General features: G+C 69.4%; 21 protein-coding genes. 14 read left to right on the top strand and 7 right to left on the bottom strand.

Annotation, left to right across the window (positions count from 1 at the left end; genetic code table 11):
* Nucleotides 1–365 precede the first annotated feature (365 nt).
* On the top strand, nt 366–920 hold the full coding sequence (locus EPAKOI_RS24950; protein WP_124685718.1) for a ferritin-like domain-containing protein: 555 nt from the start codon (nt 366–368) through the stop codon (nt 918–920).
* A gap of 109 nt (nt 921–1029) precedes the next feature.
* Here the strand turns inward: EPAKOI_RS24950 and EPAKOI_RS24945 are convergent, their stop codons facing one another.
* From EPAKOI_RS24945 to EPAKOI_RS24935, 3 genes are all read right to left on the bottom strand, one after another.
* Nucleotides 1030–2073, bottom strand: coding sequence for a DUF1254 domain-containing protein (locus tag EPAKOI_RS24945; RefSeq protein ID WP_423194005.1), 1044 nt, complete (start codon nt 2071–2073; stop codon nt 1030–1032).
* Nucleotides 2074–2256: 183 nt separating this feature from the next.
* Nucleotides 2257–2646, bottom strand: coding sequence for a hypothetical protein (locus tag EPAKOI_RS24940; protein ID WP_313839716.1), 390 nt, complete (start codon nt 2644–2646; stop codon nt 2257–2259).
* 105 nt (nt 2647–2751) lie between these two features.
* Nucleotides 2752–4539 carry a cytochrome c biogenesis protein DipZ gene (locus tag EPAKOI_RS24935; RefSeq protein WP_423194004.1) on the bottom strand — a complete coding sequence of 596 codons (1788 nt, stop codon included), beginning with the start codon at nt 4537–4539 and terminating at the stop codon, nt 2752–2754.
* A gap of 227 nt (nt 4540–4766) precedes the next feature.
* Between EPAKOI_RS24935 and EPAKOI_RS24930 the strand changes: the two genes are divergently transcribed.
* From EPAKOI_RS24930 to EPAKOI_RS24910, 5 genes are all read left to right on the top strand, one after another.
* The gene (locus EPAKOI_RS24930) at nt 4767–5510 is read left to right on the top strand and encodes a response regulator (RefSeq protein ID WP_124685715.1); all 744 of its coding nucleotides are present in this window, start codon (nt 4767–4769) and stop codon (nt 5508–5510) included.
* Nucleotides 5507–6817 carry an ATP-binding protein gene (locus tag EPAKOI_RS24925; RefSeq protein ID WP_423194003.1) on the top strand — a complete coding sequence of 437 codons (1311 nt, stop codon included), beginning with the start codon at nt 5507–5509 and terminating at the stop codon, nt 6815–6817. Before EPAKOI_RS24930 ends, EPAKOI_RS24925 begins: the two co-directional genes overlap by 4 nt.
* A 1345-nt stretch (nt 6818–8162) precedes the next feature.
* On the top strand, nt 8163–8681 hold the full coding sequence (locus tag EPAKOI_RS24920) for a copper resistance protein CopQ (protein WP_423194002.1): 519 nt from the start codon (nt 8163–8165) through the stop codon (nt 8679–8681).
* Between the two features lie 70 nt (nt 8682–8751).
* Nucleotides 8752–9171, top strand: a complete 420-nt coding sequence (locus tag EPAKOI_RS24915) for an organic hydroperoxide resistance protein (protein ID WP_124685713.1) — start codon at nt 8752–8754, stop codon at nt 9169–9171.
* A 72-nt stretch (nt 9172–9243) separates the two neighbouring features.
* Nucleotides 9244–9792: a thioredoxin family protein gene (locus EPAKOI_RS24910; protein WP_124685712.1), complete on the top strand. Its 549-nt coding sequence runs from the start codon at nt 9244–9246 to the stop codon at nt 9790–9792.
* Between the two features lie 60 nt (nt 9793–9852).
* Here EPAKOI_RS24910 and EPAKOI_RS24905 read toward each other — a convergent pair whose 3' ends face one another.
* Together EPAKOI_RS24905 and EPAKOI_RS24900 are read right to left on the bottom strand one after the other, a co-directional pair.
* Nucleotides 9853–10191, bottom strand: coding sequence for a cupin domain-containing protein (locus tag EPAKOI_RS24905; protein WP_423194001.1), 339 nt, complete (start codon nt 10189–10191; stop codon nt 9853–9855).
* A gap of 201 nt (nt 10192–10392) precedes the next feature.
* Complete coding sequence (locus EPAKOI_RS24900; RefSeq protein WP_423194000.1) at nt 10393–10719, bottom strand: hypothetical protein; 327 nt, start codon at nt 10717–10719, stop codon at nt 10393–10395.
* A 254-nt stretch (nt 10720–10973) separates the two neighbouring features.
* Here EPAKOI_RS24900 and EPAKOI_RS24895 point away from each other — a divergent pair, with 254 nt between their 5' ends.
* The 4 genes from EPAKOI_RS24895 to EPAKOI_RS24880 all read left to right on the top strand — a co-directional run bounded on the left by EPAKOI_RS24895 (nt 10974) and on the right by EPAKOI_RS24880 (nt 13025).
* A complete protein-coding gene (locus EPAKOI_RS24895; RefSeq protein ID WP_124685709.1) occupies nt 10974–11564 on the top strand; it encodes an HD domain-containing protein in 591 nt (196 codons plus the stop codon).
* Between the two features lie 112 nt (nt 11565–11676).
* Nucleotides 11677–11898, top strand: a complete 222-nt coding sequence (locus EPAKOI_RS24890; RefSeq protein WP_124685708.1) for a DUF2188 domain-containing protein — start codon at nt 11677–11679, stop codon at nt 11896–11898.
* Nucleotides 11899–11925: 27 nt separating this feature from the next.
* Nucleotides 11926–12435, top strand: a complete 510-nt coding sequence (locus tag EPAKOI_RS24885) for a CinA family protein (RefSeq protein ID WP_124685707.1) — start codon at nt 11926–11928, stop codon at nt 12433–12435.
* A 206-nt stretch (nt 12436–12641) separates the two neighbouring features.
* Nucleotides 12642–13025 carry an NUDIX hydrolase gene (locus EPAKOI_RS24880; protein WP_124685706.1) on the top strand — a complete coding sequence of 128 codons (384 nt, stop codon included), beginning with the start codon at nt 12642–12644 and terminating at the stop codon, nt 13023–13025.
* A gap of 94 nt (nt 13026–13119) precedes the next feature.
* Here the strand turns inward: EPAKOI_RS24880 and EPAKOI_RS24875 are convergent, their stop codons facing one another.
* Nucleotides 13120–13701, bottom strand: coding sequence for a DUF4142 domain-containing protein (locus EPAKOI_RS24875; protein WP_423193999.1), 582 nt, complete (start codon nt 13699–13701; stop codon nt 13120–13122).
* A gap of 136 nt (nt 13702–13837) precedes the next feature.
* Here EPAKOI_RS24875 and EPAKOI_RS24870 point away from each other — a divergent pair, with 136 nt between their 5' ends.
* The 4 genes from EPAKOI_RS24870 (at nt 13838) to EPAKOI_RS24855 (ending at nt 16985) form a co-directional block, all read left to right on the top strand.
* On the top strand, nt 13838–14104 hold the full coding sequence (locus EPAKOI_RS24870) for a hypothetical protein (protein ID WP_423193998.1): 267 nt from the start codon (nt 13838–13840) through the stop codon (nt 14102–14104).
* Nucleotides 14101–14700 carry a BON domain-containing protein gene (locus EPAKOI_RS24865; protein ID WP_423193997.1) on the top strand — a complete coding sequence of 200 codons (600 nt, stop codon included), beginning with the start codon at nt 14101–14103 and terminating at the stop codon, nt 14698–14700. The genes EPAKOI_RS24870 and EPAKOI_RS24865 overlap by 4 nt, the downstream gene beginning before the upstream one ends.
* A 201-nt stretch (nt 14701–14901) precedes the next feature.
* On the top strand, nt 14902–16320 hold the full coding sequence (locus tag EPAKOI_RS24860) for a selenium-binding protein SBP56-related protein (protein ID WP_124685702.1): 1419 nt from the start codon (nt 14902–14904) through the stop codon (nt 16318–16320).
* A 74-nt stretch (nt 16321–16394) separates the two neighbouring features.
* On the top strand, nt 16395–16985 hold the full coding sequence (locus EPAKOI_RS24855; RefSeq protein ID WP_253700348.1) for a hypothetical protein: 591 nt from the start codon (nt 16395–16397) through the stop codon (nt 16983–16985).
* Nucleotides 16986–17007: 22 nt separating this feature from the next.
* On the opposite strand, the gene EPAKOI_RS24850 is transcribed toward EPAKOI_RS24855, so the two are convergent.
* Nucleotides 17008–17892, bottom strand: a complete 885-nt coding sequence (locus EPAKOI_RS24850; RefSeq protein ID WP_313839736.1) for an oxaloacetate decarboxylase — start codon at nt 17890–17892, stop codon at nt 17008–17010.
* Between the last annotated feature and the right edge of the window lie 60 nt (nt 17893–17952).

Genomic DNA, 17952 nt, shown 5'->3' with positions numbered 1-17952 from the left:
CCGTGCGCGGGGCTGGCGGATTCGGGGGGGCGCGGGGCAGGCGCAGTTCCATGTGGGTTCTCCCTGGGGTCGGATTCGTCAAAGTGCGATGAAACGGAGATGCACGACGCTGCACATTACGCGTATCGACCGGACCGGGCAAGTTGGCACTCCGGACAACAGGGCCATACCTTTGGCTGATGCCCCGCACGGCCGCCATGGCAGGGTTCGCTGCCCGGCTTTGTAAAAACCACACACGGCACGGCGCGTGGTGATCGGTGCCACGGGGGCTGGCGCAGTGGCATCGATCTTGCCTGCAGCGTTTGAATCCGCTCCCGCCGCCGCGCGGGAAGCGGGACCATTCGAACGATGATGAAGGAGTCCCCATGTCTGAGAAGCAACCGTTCCTGACGGACGTCAAAACGATTCGCGAGCGTGCCCGGCAACACATCGACGACGGCGCCGTGACCGCCGGGTACAACGCCGAGCGCGACACGGTGATCAAGTTGCTCAACGAGGCGCTGGCCACCGAGATCGTCTGCACGCTGCGCTACCGCCGCCACTATTTCATGGCCAAGGGGCCGAACTCGAAGGGCGTGGCCGAGGAATTCCTGGCCCACTCGAACGAGGAACAGGGCCATGCCGACCAGATTGCCGAGCGCATCGTGCAACTGGGCGGCGAGCCGGACCTGTCGCCCAACACGCTGACCACGCGCAGCCACGCCGAGTACGTGGAAGGCACGTCGCTGTCGGACATGATCAAGGAAAACCTGGTGGCCGAGCGGATCGCCATCGACACGTACCGCGAGATCATCCAGTACCTGGGCGAGAAGGACCCGACGTCGCGCCGGCTGATGGAGAGCATCCTGGCCGTCGAGGAAGAGCACGCCGACGAGATGCTGGACCTGCTGTCGTCGCGCGAGGACGGGCAGAAGAAGTAGGCGGAAGCCAGCGGCCGCCGGAGTCTGGCCGGCAGCCAAGGAGAAAGGCGAGGCCACGGCCTCGCCTTTTTTCGTCGTGGCGCGTGGCGCCGTGGGCCCCGGTCGTCCGTCAGTTGACCGGCTGCGGCTCGGGGAAGCGGTACTTGCCGCCCAGCACTTCCTGGCGCGGGCGATACAGCCGCACCGTGTAGTTCCAGCCTTCGACGATCGGCAGGCAGTTGCTGGCGTTGGCGTCGCAGCCACCGAACTGGATGGTCACGCCGCCGTCGGCATCCTTCTTCGCCGTGAGGTTGTTCAGCGTGTAGGCGTTGGCGGCGTTCTTCTCGAAGTAGCCCTTGGCGTTGTAGACGCTGACCGACCAGAAGCCGTTGACGGGCACGTCCTTGACGTGCAGCCGGTAGACGGTCTTGCCGTCGTTCTTCGGCGGCGTGATGTTCAGGTAGGTGGCGTCCTTGTCCGGGTTGCCGCCCCACGCGGCGGCCGCGCCGATCAGGTGGCGCACCGGGTCCACCTCGCCGCGCTTGCCGAAGGCGCGCTTGAAGTCGGGCACCGTCGACGCCAGCACCAGGATGGCCTCGCGCACCTTCTTCTGGCTGGCCGCGTCCCAGTTCGGCAGTTCCAGTTGGCCGGGGGACTTCTGGGTGACCTGGATGGCGTCCTGCAGCGCGTGCACTTGCCGGACGTCGTCCGGACTGTTCGGGTCAACCAGCGTGCGGATGCCGACCACGGCGTAGCGCGTGCCCACGCTGTCGCGCGTCAGCACGCGCTTGCCGGCGCCGTAGTAGACGGCCGGCACGTAGTGGTCCGCGTTGATGACCTGCAGCGACATGTAGCGCTTGCCCGGATCGGGCATCGTGATCGTGACCGGCCCCGCGTCGAGGTCGAACACGGCCGACGAGTACAGCGTGTCGCGGTTGAGCCGGATCACGGTCTGCCGGTCGATCGACGACGGCTCGCGGCGGTGGTAGATCTTGCCGAGCCCGCCCTGCTTGGCCAGGCTGGCAATGTAGGTATCCGATTCCGCGCGGACGAAGTTGTCGACGGTGACCGGTACCGGATTGGTCGCGGGAGCGGTTGCGTCCTGCGCGTGGGCCATGCCGAAACCGGCCAGGGCCAGGCCCGCGAAGGTATTGACGATCTGCTTTCTGTTCACTGGTTTGCCTTCCACAAAGCGTGGCGCCAGGCCACTTGCGGGGCAAGTATGCGGCAGCGCGGCCGTGCCCGGCATCGCGCGCGAAAGGACTCAGATCGGGCGCCGAAACCTTTTAATTGGCGGGCGCCGCCGGCCGCCTGGCCTGCGGCCCAGCCGGCATCGGACGCATCCGAGCCTGCGCGGTCAGCGTACCGCCGTGCCGGGCTTGCAGTTCTTCACGTAGCCGGTGACGCGGCTCTTGCTGAGCATCGGACGCCAGTCGCCGGCGCTGCGGATCTCCACGTCGGTGCCCTGCCGGGCCGCGCGCAGGCTGATCAGGTATGACGTGCCGGCATCGGCGCGATGGCCGTAGCCCACGCGCACGTCGACCTTGCCGGGCTCGGGGTACGCCTGCACGCTGGCGTCGTCGCCGAGCTTCTGCTTCAGGCACAACACCAGGTCGCCGACGCTGGCGTCGGAGTGCAGCGTGCTGCCGTCCTGCGATTCCAGGTATTCCATGCTGGTGCCGCTGGCGCAGGCCGCCAGCAGCGGGGCTAGGATGGCCGCGATCATGAGTGGCCGGATTCGGGTCATTGAGGCTCCTGTCGTGCATCGGGGGGGGGGCGGAGGCGTCCGCCCCGCGATGCTGCCATGCCCGGGGCCGCGCGGTCAAAGCCGCCGGGCAGGGCCGGGCGCCCGTCAGCCGAACGTGAACGCGTACGCCTGCGCCCCGGCGTCCAGGAAGCGGATCTCGAACGTGTGCTCGCCCACGTCGCCGGCCTGGCGCACGAGCTGGTAGAGCCGCGTGGCGGTGACCGCGCCGTTGCCGTTGGCGTCGATGTCGGCACCGTGGCTGGCGCCGGGCGCCTTGCCGTCGATCGTCACCACGAAGCGCACCGCGCGGCCGTCGGCGCCGAGGCCCAGCACCAGGTGCAGGTCGCGGGCCCGGAAGCGGTAGCGGATGCTGCCGTCGGCGCGGTCCAGCATGGCCTGCTCGGGGCCCACGGTCCACTGGCCGGTCAGGCCCCACTGGTTCAGCGGCAGGCGGGTGCCCACGTCGTAGCGCTGCGATGCATCGGGCCGGATACCGCCCGGCGAGGCAAAGTTCGACGCCTGGCTGTAGCCAACGTACGTCTCGCCCGATCGGACGTTGCGCAGGTCAGGCGCGGCCTGGGCGCCCTGGGCGTCCGGCACCACCACGTCGCGCGACGCGGACGGCTGGCCGGCCTCGGCCAGCAGCGTCTGAATCACGCGCTCGGAGTTGGCGTAGTCGCCCTCGCCGAACTGGTGATGGCGGATGTTGCCGCGCGCATCGACAAAGTAGGCGGCCGGCCAGTAGTTGTTGTCGAACGCGCGCCAGATGCGGAAGTCGCTGTCCAGCGCCACCGGGAAGTTGATCTTGAAATCGCCAATCGCGCGGCGGACGTTCTCCGGGCGCTTTTCGAACGCAAACTCGGGCGTGTGCACGCCGATCACGGTCAGGCCGGGGTACTTGTCGGCCCAGGCCCGCAGGTACGGCAGCGTGCGGATGCAGTTGATGCACGAGTACGTCCAGAAGTAGACCAGCGTGACCTTGCCCTGCAGCTGCTGGCGGGTGATGGGCGCGCCGTTGGGCGTGTTGAACCACTGGACGGCGCCGTCCAGCGCCGGCAACTGGCCTTCCACGGGCAGGCGGCTGCCGAAGCCGGCGCTCATGTCGTTGGCCGCCAGCAGCATGCCGGGGCCGGCCTGGGCCACTTCCGGGGCGGCCGGCCGCACCGGCGCGGCCTCCTTGTGCAGCCGCTCGATCAGCGCTTGCTCCAACCGGGCCGGGCCGCCAATCGACAGCCGCGCCAGCAGGCCGGTATCGGCACCGATGGCGATGGCCGCCACGCCGCCCAGCACGCCCACGCCCAGGCCGCGGCGCAGCCATTCGCCCGCGCCCATCGACCGCTTCATGGCCGCGAAGAGCCGTCCGCCCACGCCCAGCGCGGCGGCCAGCGACGTCGCCGCGCCGGCCGCGTACGCCACCAGCAGCAGCGAACTCTGCACGCTGGCGCCCTGCAGTGCCGCCGTGGTCAGCACGATGCCGAGGATCGGGCCGGCGCACGGCGCCCAGAGCATGCCCGTGGCCACGCCAAGCAGCAGCGACGCCCACGGCGAGGCAACGGTGCCCGTGCCGTTGCCGGCCAGCCGGTTGCCCAGCGCCACCACCGGCCGCGTCAGCGCATCGGCCAGCCGCGGCACCAGCAGCGACACGCCAAAGACGGCCAGCAGCGCCAGCGCGGCGTAGCGGCCGTACTCGTTGGCGCGTACGGCCCAGGCCCCGCCCACCGACGCCAGCGTGGCCACGGCCGCAAAGGTCAGCGCCATGCCGGCCAGCATCGGCAGGCGGCCGCGCAGGAAGGGCTGGCCGCTGCCGCTCAGCACGAACGGCAGGACGGGCAGGATGCACGGGCTCAGGATGGTGAGCGCGCCGCCCAGGTAGGCAAGGATCAGCAGGGTCATGGTCGGGTCCTCTCGGCAAGGATGTCGGGCCAGCAATCTGGCATGCCCCAATGAGACGCCGCTGATCTACCGTAAATGTGTCGCCGAACGGCAAAGTTGTATGGCTTTGTGGGGCCCGCGCGCCCAGATACATTGCGATACACGGAAACCGGCGGCCGCCCATACAATCACGCCAACAGACGGATTGTTCACATTTCGCCAAGAACAAATTACCAGGGGTGACGCTGATGGAATCGCACGTAGACCACGTCCTGATCGTTGACGACGATCGGGAAATCCGGGAGTTGGTATCCACTTACCTGACCAAGAACGGCCTGCGCGTGACCATGGCGCCCGACGGCCGGCACATGCGCCAGTTCCTGGAGGCCAACACGGTGGACCTGATCGTGCTGGACGTGATGATGCCCGGCGACGACGGCCTGGTGCTCTGCCGTGAACTGCGTGCCGGCAAGCACAAGGCCACGCCGATCCTGATGCTGACCGCCCGCGACGACGAGACCGACCGCATCATCGGTCTGGAAATGGGCGCCGACGACTACCTGACCAAGCCGTTCGCGGCCCGCGAGCTGCTGGCGCGCATCAAGGCCGTGCTGCGCCGCACGCGCATGCTGCCGCCGAACCTGCAGATCACCGAGGCCGGCCAGTTGCTGGCCTTCGGCGACTGGCAGCTGGACACCACGGCGCGCCACCTGATCGACAAGGAAGGCACCATCGTCGCGCTGAGCGGCGCCGAGTACCGGCTGCTGCGCGTGTTCGTCGACCATCCGCAGCGCGTGCTGAACCGCGACCAGCTGCTGAACCTGACGCAGGGCCGCGAGGCCGACATGTTCGAGCGCTCGGTCGACCTGCTGGTCAGCCGGCTGCGGCAGCGTCTCAATGACGACGCCCGCGAGCCGGCCTATATCAAGACCGTGCGCAGCGAGGGCTATGTGTTCTCGATGCCCGTTGAAATCACGGAGGCACGTCAGTGAGCACTCGCCGCCGCTGGCACTGGCCCCATACGCTGGGGTCCCGGCTGTTCCTGATCCTGCTGACGGGGTTGATCGTCGCGCACCTGATGTCGATCGCCGTGCTGTTCTCCGAGCGCTACATGTCGGCCCGGCAGGTGATGCTGGGCACGCTGGAAACCGACGTGGCCACGTCCGTCGCCATCCTCGACCGGATTCCGGCCGCCGAACGGCCGCAGTGGCTGCCGCGCGTGAACCGGGGCAACTACCAGTACATCCTGGGCCCCGGGGCGCAGGGCGTGCCGGAAATGACCCAGCGCGGCAAGGACATCGCCGAGCGGATCATGGAGGCCACAGGCACGCGGTATCCGGTCACGGTGGAATGGATTCCCGGCGACGGCAAGCAGTTGCAGGCGCACCTGACGCTGACCGACGGCAGCCCGCTGACGATCGACGTGCATCCGCGCATGACGCCCATCGCCGAATGGCTGCCCTACGTGCTGGTGCTGCAACTGGCGTTGCTGGTGCTGTGCTGCTGGTTCGCCGTGCGGCTGTCGATCCGCCCGCTGGTCGCGCTGGCCGAGGCCGCCGACGCGATGAATCCGAATGTGAAGTCGGCGCCGCTCGACGAGGACGGGCCGACGGAGGTGGCGCGCGCCGCCCGGGCGTTCAACGCGATGCGTGGCCGGATTGCGCACTTCGTGGCCGAGCGCGTGCAGATCCTGGCCGCCATCTCGCATGACCTGCAGACGCCCATCACGCGGATGAAGCTGCGCGCGGAGATGGCCGAGGATTCCGAGGAAAAGCGCAAGATGGTCAACGATCTGAACGAAATCCAGACACTGGTGCGCGAGGGCCTGGCCTATGCCCGCAGCGCCAGCGGCGACGGCGAGCCGCCGTCGCGCGTGGATTTGGGATCGTTCGTCGAAAGCCTCGTCTACGACTACCAGGACACCGGCAAGGACGTGGCGGTGGTGCAGAACGCGGGCGGCGCCATCCTGACGCGGCCCAACGCGCTGCGGCGCGTGCTGACCAACCTGATCGACAACGCGATCAAATACGGCGGCGGGGCGGCGGAAGTCGGCGTCCGCCGCGAACCGGGCGCCGTGGTCATCGCCATCATGGACCGCGGGCCCGGCATCCCCGAAGACAAGCTCGACGCCGTGCTGCAGCCGTTTGTACGGCTGGAAGGCTCCCGCAACCGCGAAACCGGCGGCACCGGACTGGGCCTGGCCATCGCCCACCAGCTCGTGACAGCCGCCGGCGGCTCCCTGAGCCTGCGCAACCGCGATGGCGGCGGCCTGGCAGCGGAAATACGGCTGGCGGCCTAGCTGGGCGGCAGGACGTCTGCCTTTGTTTCGTAGTTCCGGGGGTTGCTCCCCCTCTGCCGCTTGCGCTGGACTTCGGCTGCGAGCTCGGCGTCCCGGTGTCTTGCTCCCCTCTGCCGCCTGCGGGAAAGGGGTCGGGGGAGAGGGCCGGCGGTTCAAATCGCGATGTTGGTCGGCAAGCAGAGCCTCAGCGCCCTCACCCCCAGCCCCTCTCCCGCGCTGCGGGAGAGGGGAGACCACCATCGCTGGAATTCGGCTGCGAGCTTGACGTCCCGATGTCTTGCTCCCCTCTGCCGGCTGCGGGAGAGGGGAGACCACCATCGCTGGAATTCGGCTGCGAGCTCGGCGTCCCGATGTCTTGCTCCCCTCTCCCCGCCTGCGGGAGAGGGGTCGGGGGAGAGGGCCAGCGGTTCAAATCGCGATGTTGGTCGGCAAGCAGAGCCTCAACGCCCTCACCCCCAGCCCCTCTCCCGCGCTGCGGGAGAGGGGAGACCACCATCGCTGGAATTCGGCTGCGAGCTTGACGTCCCGATGTCTTGCTCCCCTCTGCCGCCTGCGCTGGAATTCGGCGTCGAGCTCGACATCCCTATGTCTTGCTCCCCTCTCCCGCGCTGCGGGAGAGGGGTCGGGGGAGAGGGCCGGCGGTTCAAATCGCGATGTTGTTCGGCAAGCAGAGCCTCAACGCCCTCACCCCCAGCCCCTCTCCCGCGTTGCGGGAGAGGGGAGACCACCATCGCTGGAATTCCGCTGCGAGCTCGACATCCCGATGTCTTGCTCCCCTCTCCCGCCTGCGGGAGAGGGGTTGGGGGAGAGGGCCAGCGGTTCAAATCGCGATGTTGGCCGCCAAGCAGCGCAACCCGCCCCGCCGCGGAGCAAACTGCACTTCCTGACGCCGCAGCTCGCTGCGTCATCCCTTCCCAGCCCCTCCCGGCAGCACCTCCCACCCGGCCTGCCCAGGCCAGGCCACCCGCCTTCCAGCCGTCCTTCCCCCCTTTTTGTACGCGACTGTATCAACGCGCCGCGACGATACGTGCCCTGACAGAACGGCCGTGAAGTCGCTACGGGCGCGATACGTCGGGCGCCTTAAATACGTTCCGTGGCAGCGCAACGCAACAACGACAAGGCGAAAACGCTGCTTCGGCACAACCCCGACTCATACCGCAAACCGCTATCCAAAAGGAAACCGATCATGTCCAAGACTCTCGCCCAACGCCTCGTCCTCGCCGTTGCCCTCGCTGCCGCCGCTGCTGGCGCACAGGCTTCCGTCCTCGGTGCCCGCGACCCGTTCACCGAAGGCGCCCGTTCCGCCACCGAAGCACGCGACCCGTACACGGAAGGCGCCCGCTCGGTGCAGGAGCCGCGCAGCCCGTACTACGACGGCGCCCGCACGGTGGCCCTGGTCCGCTCGGCTGATCCGTTCCTCGATGGTGCCCGCTCGGTGCAGGATCAGCGCGACCCGTACACGGAAGGCGCCCGCTCGGTGCAGGAGCCGCGCAGCCCGTACTACGACGGCGCCCGCACGGTAGCCCTGGTCCGCTCGGCTGATCCGTTCCTCGATGGTGCCCGCTCGGTGCAGGACCAGCGTAGCCCCTACTACGATGGCGCCCGCTCGGTACAGGAACCGCGCAGCCCGTACTACGACGGCGCCCGCACGGTAGCCCTGGTCCGTTCGGCCGATCCGTTCCTCGATGGTGCCCGCTCGGTGCAGGACCAGCGCGACCCGTACTCGGAAGGCGCCCGCTCGGTGCAGGAACCGCGCAGCCCGTACTACGACGGCGCCCACACGGTGGCCGGCATGGACCGCACCGGCGTCTCGGCGCCCCCGGCGCGTAGCGCCGATCCCTACCTCGACGGCGCTTACGCCTGAGGCGGCATCCGCCCCCGATCGACCCTGAAAACCCTGACTCAACCCCTGCAACAGAAGGAAAAGGAACACCATGACCCGCATCGAAAAAGTCCTGTACACCGGCAAGGTCCACGTCACGTCCGGTGGCCGCGACGGATCGGCCCGCAGCAGCGACGGCAAGCTGGATATCCAGCTCTCGCACTTCGCCGGCAAGGGCCAGGGCACGAACCCCGAGCAGCTGCTGGCTGCCGGCTGGTCCGCCTGCTTCATCGGCGCCATCGGCATCGCGGCGTCGAAGGCCAAGGTGCAACTGCCGCAGGACCTGTCGGTGGATACCGAAGTCGACCTCGGCACGGCCGGCGTGGAGTTCCTGCTGCAGGCCCGGCTGCGCGTGCACATTCCCGGCGTGGACCGCGACGTGGCGCGCCAGCTTGTGGAAACGGCGCACCGCACCTGCCCGTACTCGAAGGCCCTGCACGGCAACGTCCACATCGAGACCGAACTGGTCTGACCCGCCCCGCGTGCCCCGTGGCCTGCCCAGGCAGGCGGCGGGGCGCCGACCTTACAGAAAGGCCCCCGAATCATGCGTAACGTACTCCGCGCCATGCTTGCCGCCATCGGCATCGCCGCGATCTATACCTTCGGCACCGGCGCGATTGCCGAAAGCCCGAAAGTGGGCGACCAGGGCGCCGCGCCCGAATTCGTGGGCATCAACAACTGGCTGAACACGACCCCGCTGACCATGCAGCAGTTGCGCGGCAAGGTGGTGCTGGTGGACTTCTGGACCTATGCCTGCGGCAACTGCGTGAACACGCTGCCGTACATCAAGCAGTGGCATGACAAGTACAAGGACCAGGGGCTCGTCGTGGTGGGCGTGCACACGCCCGAGTTTCCGTTCGAGAAATCGACCGAGAACGTGCAGGCGGCGCTGAAGCGGTACGACATCCGCTACCCGGTGGCGCAGGACAACGCCTACGGCACGTGGTCCGCGTATCGCAACCAGTACTGGCCGGCGCTGTACCTGATCGATGCCAACGGCCGCATCGTCTACCAGCACTATGGCGAGGGCCGCTACAAGGAAACCGAGGCGGCCATCCAGAAGCTGCTGGCCGAACGCCGCGCCGCGCCGTAGCGCGGGCCACGGCGCGATGGAAAGGGGCCCTGCGGGGCCCCTTCCTGCGTGGATGCGTGGCTAGCGCGCGCCGTCCAGCAGCACGATGGTCAGCAGCAGCGACGCGTCGCTGAGCGCCTTCACGTCGTGCCGGACGTTGCCGGCCAGGTAGATCAGGTCGCCCGCGCGCAGCCGTTGCGAACCGTGGTCGAGCGCGACCTCGATCTCGCCCTCGATGCACTGGATCGTCAGCGGCCCGGCCACGGCGTGCGGCGGCAACTGCTTGCCGGCCAGCATCACCAGGCGTGCCACTTCCATGTGGGGCGCCTTGAACAGCGCGGTGGTGGGGGTGTTCTTGAGGTTGGCGCCCAGCGGCAGCACGCTGGCGGTCTGGCCGGACGACAGGTGGGGAATCGACATGGTGCTTCGCTCGCTGGGTGGGGATTGGCTGGTTGTACAGCCGCGCCAGGCTGCGCGCGGTAGCTTTCAGTCTATGGCCAAACGATGCCCGCGGCCCAGTGCGAGTGTGGCAAAGGCAGCGTATGTCGACCCGGGACGGCATCGTCGGCGTAGGGCAGGCGCGGCCACGCCCGGTGGTCGGGCACGGCCGCGCGGGGGGCCTCAGGCGGCGGCGCCGTCGGTGTAGACGTCGACCGTGCGCGCCGGCTCGGCGGACACGCCGCGGCGATCCATGCCCGACAGCGAGCGGTCGTCGTCACGCTCGCGCGTGACCGGCGCAACGTTGCGCGCGCCTTCGCTGTACGGGTCGAACTGGCCGCTGCGGGCGCCATCGGTGTAGACGTCGCGCGTGTCGACGCGGTAGCTGTAGCCGTACAGCTCGCCGGCAGGCGTGCCGCCGCGCGGGGACGCGGCGTGGGCGGCGCCGGCGGTCAGCCCCAGGGCAACGATGGCGGTGAAAATGTGGAAAGCGGTAACTCTGCGGGACATGGCAACACTCCGTAAAACAGGTAGAAAGGCAACGAGCGCGTTGGCGCGCTCGGGGGGCTATAACGCACGAGCCGTACCACCATCAAACGGCCGCTTGAAGTGCCGGGCATGCCGCTCCCGGGGCCGATCCGGGCCCTTGGTGTCGGGCGAAGGCCAACAGCGCGCGCGCCGCCTGCCGGGCCGGGGCCGACACCCGCCGCGCCGCCGGGGCGCTGCTAGACTTCGGGCGTCCCCTGTAGCTGCCCGTCCTGACCGTGAACCTTTCCCACCTTGAACGCCAACTCCAGTTCCTGCGCGAGATCGACCGCCTCAAGCGCGTGATCCGCATGACGCCGCTGATCGACCAGTCGCGCCGCGAGAACAGTGCCGAGCACTCGTGGCACCTGGCCATGTACGCGCTGGTGCTGGCCGAGCATGCCGCCGAGCCCGTCGACGTGACCCGCGTGGTGAAGATGCTGCTGCTGCACGACATCGTCGAGATCGACGCCGGCGACGTGCCGTTCCACGATACCGCCGCGCACGCCGCCCAGGCCGCGCGCGAGCAACTGGCCGCCGAGCGGATCTTCGGGATGCTGCCCGATGCCCAGGCCGCCGAGTTCCGCAGCCTGTGGGACGAGTTCGAGGCCGGCCAGAGCGCCGACGCGCGCTTTGCCAAGGCGGTGGACCGCTTCCAGCCGCTGCTGCACAACGCGGCCACGGGCGGCGGATCGTGGGTGGAGATGCAGGTCACCGAGGCGCAGGCCGCCGCGCGCTACCGTCCGCCCATCGAGCGCGGCTCGCCGGTGCTGTGGGAAGAGGCCGCGCGGCTGGTGCGGCAGCACTTTGCCGGCGGCGCCGACCACTGACGCGGCGCCGATCGCCATTTGGCCTACACGGTTGTCAGACCCCGGCCGACTACCGCGCGGGGCGCTTTGGGTGAATAAGTACGCTATGTGACAAACATCCAGAGGTGACCCCATGAGCAAGGACGTACACGTGGTGCCCGCCCCCGAAGGCTGGGCCGTGGAAGAGGCCAGGACCCCGGCGGGCCGCAAGCTGTTCGCCACGCAGGAGGACGCCATCGAGGCGGCCACGGAGCTGGCCCGGCGCAACCAGTCGGAGCTGTTCATCCATGGCCGCGACGGCCAGATCCGCTCGCGCAACTCGTTCGGGCACGATCCCCGGTCGATCAAGGGATAAGTGGCCGGCGCGAATGGGAGGTCGATCATGCAACCGGCTGAACAGGCAGCGCAGTTCCTGCAGCGCCAGCAGTTGCGGCTGGCCACGGCGGAGTCGTGCACGGCGGGGCTGATCGCGTCGCATATCGCTGACGTGCCCGGCTGCGGCGGCACGCTCAAGTGCGCCATCGTCGCGTACTCGCCCGATGCCAAGGAGCAGATCCTGGGCGTCAATCCAGACCTGATTGCGCGCCACGGGCTGACCAGCGAGGCGGTGTCGCTGGCGATGGCGCGCGGCGTGATGCGCATCAGCCAGGCCGACGTGGCGGTGGCCAACACCGGCGTGGCCGACGATGGCGCGCCCGATGGCACGCCGGCCGGCACCCAGTGCTTCGCGTGGCTGTTCCGCCTGCCGGGCAAGACCCAGACGGTGCGCGAGTACACTGAGACGCGGCGCTTCAGCGGCAATCGCACGGAAATCCGCAAGGCGGCGTCCGAATGGGCGCTGGAGCGGATTTCGCACTATCATGCGCTCGCCATGGCGGCCGGGCGGCCCTAGTGGCATGGCGCGTGCTTCGTGATGGCAATCCATTGCCGTGGCGGGCGCCACGGCGCACGCTGCGCGCGTGTCCGGAAATTCACCGTTCCGCACAGCAACGGCCGGGCTGACGCGCAAGCGGGCGGCGGGCGGCCATCGCTATAGTGGAACCACGCATCACGGGCCCCGGCACCATGCACCAGGCAACGCGCACCCCCACGACCGACATGCCATTCCTCAAACCAAAAATCAGAGCCACGGTCATCTGCGTACGCGCGGGGCAGGTGCTGCTCGTGTCGAAGGACGGCGCGCGCTGGGCGCTGCCGGGCGGGCGGCCGGACAGCCAGGAGCCGCTGATCGACACCGGCCGCCGCGAACTGCGCGAGGAAACCGCGCTGGAGGCCAAGGCGATGACGGCCGCGTTCCAGTTCATCGGGGCGACGACGGTCCACCACGTGTTCGCGGCCACGGTCGGCAAGTCGGCCAACGCCAAGCCGCGCAACGAGATCAAGCACGTGAAATGGACGTCGCCCGACGGGCTGGACCACCTGGACACCAGCCCGACCACGCGGGCCATCGTCTCGCAGTACTTCCTCTGCAACGTCGACTAGGCGTCCCGGGCCGGGCAGATTTTGCACCGGGTGTGCGCGATGCCCGGCACGATCTGCAATCGGCCGGACCTGCACGTGAAGCGGCGTGCCTCGGCTACTTCACCTGGCCGGCCATCTGGCGGGCCATCTCAAGATGGTGGTTCAGCGTGGGCAGCGTCTCGCGCGCGAACGCCTTGACGCCGTCGTCCTTGGTGTCGTCCACGGCCTTCCGGAACAGCGCCACGGCGTCCTGGTGCGCGTCCACGCCAATCTGCTGCGCGTAGGCCCGGTCGAAATCGGCACCCTTGAGCTGCCCGAGCCTGGCGAGCGCCTGCTTGTCGTTGTCCAGCGGGGACGCCGGCACCTGCACGCCCAGGCGCTGCGCGTGCTGCTTGAGCTTGGCCTCCGCAGCGCGATGGTCCTTGACCATCTGCGCCGCAAACGCCTTCACGGCCGGGCTGCTGGCGCGGCTTTCGGCCAGCGTGCTGGCCTGGATCTCCATCGATCCGGCCAGCGCGGCCTTGCGCAGGAACATGGCGTCGGCGTCGCCGGCCAGCGCGGTGCCGGGTTTGTCGGACAGCGGCGCCGCCTGCGCCGGCGCGGCCAGCATCAGCAGCGATGCCGCGGCGGCCACGCAGCCAAGCCAGGCGCCAACGGATCGTGCATGGCGGGAAAGACGGGAAAGTTGTGCGCGCATGATCGGCCTCCGCAGATCGTTGGTATCCATGGCACGCAAGACGCAAGGGACATGCCGGTGGCCGCCACGGCGCATGCCCGCCAGACAGGCACGATGCTTGCGCGCGGTTCCGCAGACAGGCTTTCTGGAGATTGTGATGTCGAGCAAACCACGCACCGGCGGCGACGCCAAGCCCACCGACACCCCCACCAATCCCGGCGTGCGCACCGACCGCCGCGCCGACGAGGTGAAGAGCCGCAGCGCCGATCCGGGCCAGAGCAGCTACGGCGGGTTCCGCAACGAGGACCCAGGTGCCCAGCACCAGGCCGATTCGGGCGCGGCGGAGCCGTCCAGGGGCAAGGACGCGGGCGGCGAGTCCGGCAAGTCCGGCAAGTCCGGCAAGCAGGGCGCGGGGCGGCCATGAGGCGCGGCCCGCCCGATGACCGCTACCTCGACACCCTGCGCCAGCCGCCGCGCGGCTACGGCGGCGATCCGCGCCGCATGGAGCAGATGCGCTACACGGGGCGCGCCGGCTGGGGCATCGACGGTGGCTATCCCGACGAAATCCGCGACGGCGACCGCTACGACGGCGCCGCCGCCTATCGCCCCGGCCGCGGGCTGGGTGGGCCCAAGGGCTACACCCGCAGCGACGAACGGATCCGCGAGGACCTGTGCGAGCGGCTGGCCCATGCGCGCCATGTCGATGTACGCGAAGTGGAGGTGAACGTGACCGATGGATGGGTGAAGCTGACCGGCACCGTGCCGGCACGCCAGCAGAAATACCGGATCGAGGACATCGCCGCGATGGTGTCGGGCGTCAAGGACGTCGAGAACGACATCCGCGTGGTGCCCGGCACGCAGGACACGAGCTGGACCGGCCAGCCCGGCGAACCGGGCCTGACCGGGCAGCCGGGGCAGGCCGACCAGCCCGGCACGGCCGGGCAGAGCGAGGCCGAGCCGACGCCTGAGGAACTGGCCGATCCCGACGCGCCCACCCGGCCCGACGGCAAGCCAGCCTGACGCCCGTCACCGGCCCGCGCGGCCGGTGAAGTGGCAGGCCCCCCGGGGGACGCCACGGGCCGCGTATCGATATGCCGCGATCTTCGTTCGCGGCGGCCTTCCGTGCGCCTACGCTTGGCAGGCGCAGCCTTTGACGTGTCCGGTACGCCGACCTAGGCTACTCAGGCACGCGCCCCTGCGCGTTCCCGAGGAGACCTCACCATGGACCTGCGGCCCGATCCGACCTTCCATGCATCGCCGCGGCTCGCGATGCAGGCCCCGGCGGAAACCCACGCCTACACGCTGCTGCTGAGCCCCGATGCGTCGCAGCCCGACGCGCTGGCGGTCATCGACGTCAATCCCGCATCGCCGCGCTACGGCCAGGTGGTGCACACGGTACCCATGACGGCCAGGGGCGACGAGCTGCACCACTTCGGCTGGAATGCGTGCTCGTCGGCGCTGTCGCCGCTCACCGGCCACGCCTTCCTGCAGCGCCGCTACCTGGTCATCCCGGGCATGCGCAGCTCGCGCATCTACATCGTCGATACGCGGCCCGACCCCACGCAGGCACGCATCCACAAGGTCATCGAACCCGAGGAAGTGTTCCGCAAGACCGGCTATTCGCGCCCGCACACAGTGCATTGCGGCCCGGATGGCATCTACGTCAGCACGCTGGGCGGCGCCGGCCCCGACGGCACCGACGGCGCGCCGGGCATCTTCATCATGGACTGCGAGACATTCGAGGTGCTGGGCCGCTGGGAGATTGACCGCGGCCCGCAGGACAAGCACTACGACTTCTGGTGGAACCTGCCGCGCGACTACATGGTGTCGAGCGAATGGGCGCTGCCGCCGCAGTTCGAGCGCGGGCTGGTGCCCGAAGACCTGCTGGCCAACCGCTATGGCCACCGGCTGCACTTCTGGGACCTGCGCGCGCGGCGCAACGTGCAGACCATCGACCTTGGCGCGCAGCACCAGATGGCGCTGGAGGTGCGTCCCGCGCACGACCCCGTGCGCGAGTACGGCTTTGTTGGCGTGGTGGTCGACACGACCAACCTGGAAGGCTCGATCTGGACGTGGTGGCGCGAGGGCGGCCAGTTCCATATCGAGAAGACCGCGACGATCCCGCCCGAGCCGGCCGCCGCCGACGACCTGCCGCCACTGCTCAAGGGCTTTGGCGCCGTGCCGCCGCTGGTGACCGATATCGACCTGTCGCTGGACGACCGCTTCCTGTACGTGTCGTGCTGGGGCACGGGCGAGATGCGCCAGTACGACGTCAGCGACCCGCGCAAGCCCCGGCAGACCGGATCGGTGCACGTGGGCGGCATCGTCCGGCGCACGCCGCATCCCGATGGCCAGCCGTTCGCGGGCGGCCCGCAGATGGTGGAGATCAGCCGCGACGGGCGGCGCGTGTACTGGACCAATTCGCTGTATTCCACCTGGGACGACCAGTTCTATCCCGACGGCGTGCCCGGCACGCAGGTGATGGCCCACGCCGGCCCCGAGGGCGGGCTGACGCTCGACGACCGGTTTCGCGTGACGTTCCCCGACGGCTACCGCGCGCATCAGATCCGGCTCGAAGGCGGCGACTGCTCGACCGATTCGTTCTGCTACACGTCGGTGCAGGCGCCGGAGCACGCTTGACCGCAAGCTGGGAGCCGATCGGCCTGTGGGTCGCCGTGGTGGCGAGCGGCCTCTACCACGGCATCAACCCGGCGATGGGCTGGCCGCTGGCCGTCTCCGGCGCGATGCTCGCGCGCAGTGGCCGGCAGTTGCCGGTGTCGCTGGGCTACCTTGGCGTGGGCCACGCGGTGGCCGTGCTCGCGCTCACGCTGCCGTTCGGCCTGCTGGCCGCGCTGGCCGCATGGGCGCCAACGATCCGCATGACGGCGGCGGTGCTGGTGACGGCCTGCGGCGTGGTGCTGCTGTGCCGGCGCCGGCATCCGCGCGTGCTGGCGCGCATCCCGCCGTCACGGCTGATGCTCTGGTCGTTTGCGGTGGCGCTGGCCCACGGTGCCGGGCTGATGCTCCTGCCGATCTATCTGGGCCTCTGCACCGCGCCCGATGCCGGGCACCAGGCGGCCACCACGCTGGCCTTCGGCAACGCCGGCACCGCGCTGCTGGTGGCGGCCATCCACACCGCCGCGATGCTCGTGGCGGGCGGCGCGCTGGCGTGGCTGGCGTGGCGCTACGTCGGCCCGCAACTGGTCTCGCGCAGCTGGTTCAACCTCGACGCGGTCTGGGCGCTGAGCCTCGTGATCGTGGGCGTGGCGTCGCTGTGGCTGCTGGCCGTCGATCCAGGTGTCTGAGTGATCGGTGTCAGTCGTCGCGTCAGTCGTCGCTCTGATAGCGGCCGTCCAGCTCGTCGTAGCGCGGCTTGCGCACCAGCCGCTGGCGTTCGCCGAACGGGACGACGATGGCGGGGTCCTCGGTCATCTGGCCCTGGGTCTGCAGCAGGTCCAGCGCCTGCTGCATGCCGCGCACGGCGCCCTGCAACGCGGCGTTGGCGTACAGCACCAGGCCGTAGCCCATCCGCTCCAGCGCGTCGCGGCCCTGCACCGGTGTCTTGCCGCCGATCACGATGTTGATCAGCAGCGGCACGTCGAACAGGCCGGGCAGCCGCTCGATGTCGCGCAGGTCCTCGATGGCCTCCAGGAACAGGATGTCCGCGCCGGCTTCGGCAAACCGGTGGCCCCGGTCGATGGCGTCGTCGATGCCGTGCACGGCCGCCGCATCGGTACGGGCCACGATCAGGAAATCGGGGTCGTCGCGCGCGTCGGTGGCGGCCCGGATCTTGCCGACCATCTCGCCCGTGCCGATGACCTGCTTGCCGGCAAAGTGGCCGCACTTCTTCGGCATCACCTGGTCTTCGAGCTGGATGGCATCGGCGCCGGCCCGTTCCAGCGTGCGCACCGCGTGGTGCACGTTCAGCGCGTTGCCGAACCCGGTGTCCGCATCCACCAGCAGCGGCAGGTCCACGGCGTCGCGCACGCGGGCGGTGTGCTCGGCGATGTCGCTCAAGCCGATGAAGCCCAGGTCGGGCAGTCCGAACGACATGTTGGTGACGCCCGCGCCGGTCAGGTAGACCGCCTGGAAGCCGAGGTCCTCGATCACGCGCGCGCTCATGGCGTTGAACGCGCCGGGCATCAGCAGCGCCTGGCGCGCCGCCACCTGCTGCCGGAACGCCTGCCGGCGGGCGGAGGCTTTGGAAGTCATGGGGATTCTCCAGTCAGGCGGGACGCCGGCGGCATCCCGATGCAGGCTGAAGATTACACC

This window comes from Cupriavidus sp. H18C2, from assembly GCF_049393795.1.
GTDB classification, from domain to species: Bacteria; Pseudomonadota; Gammaproteobacteria; order Burkholderiales; family Burkholderiaceae; genus Cupriavidus; species Cupriavidus pauculus_C.
Note: the sequence above shows the minus strand (reverse complement) of the source record. Positions and strands in the feature narration are given on the sequence as shown.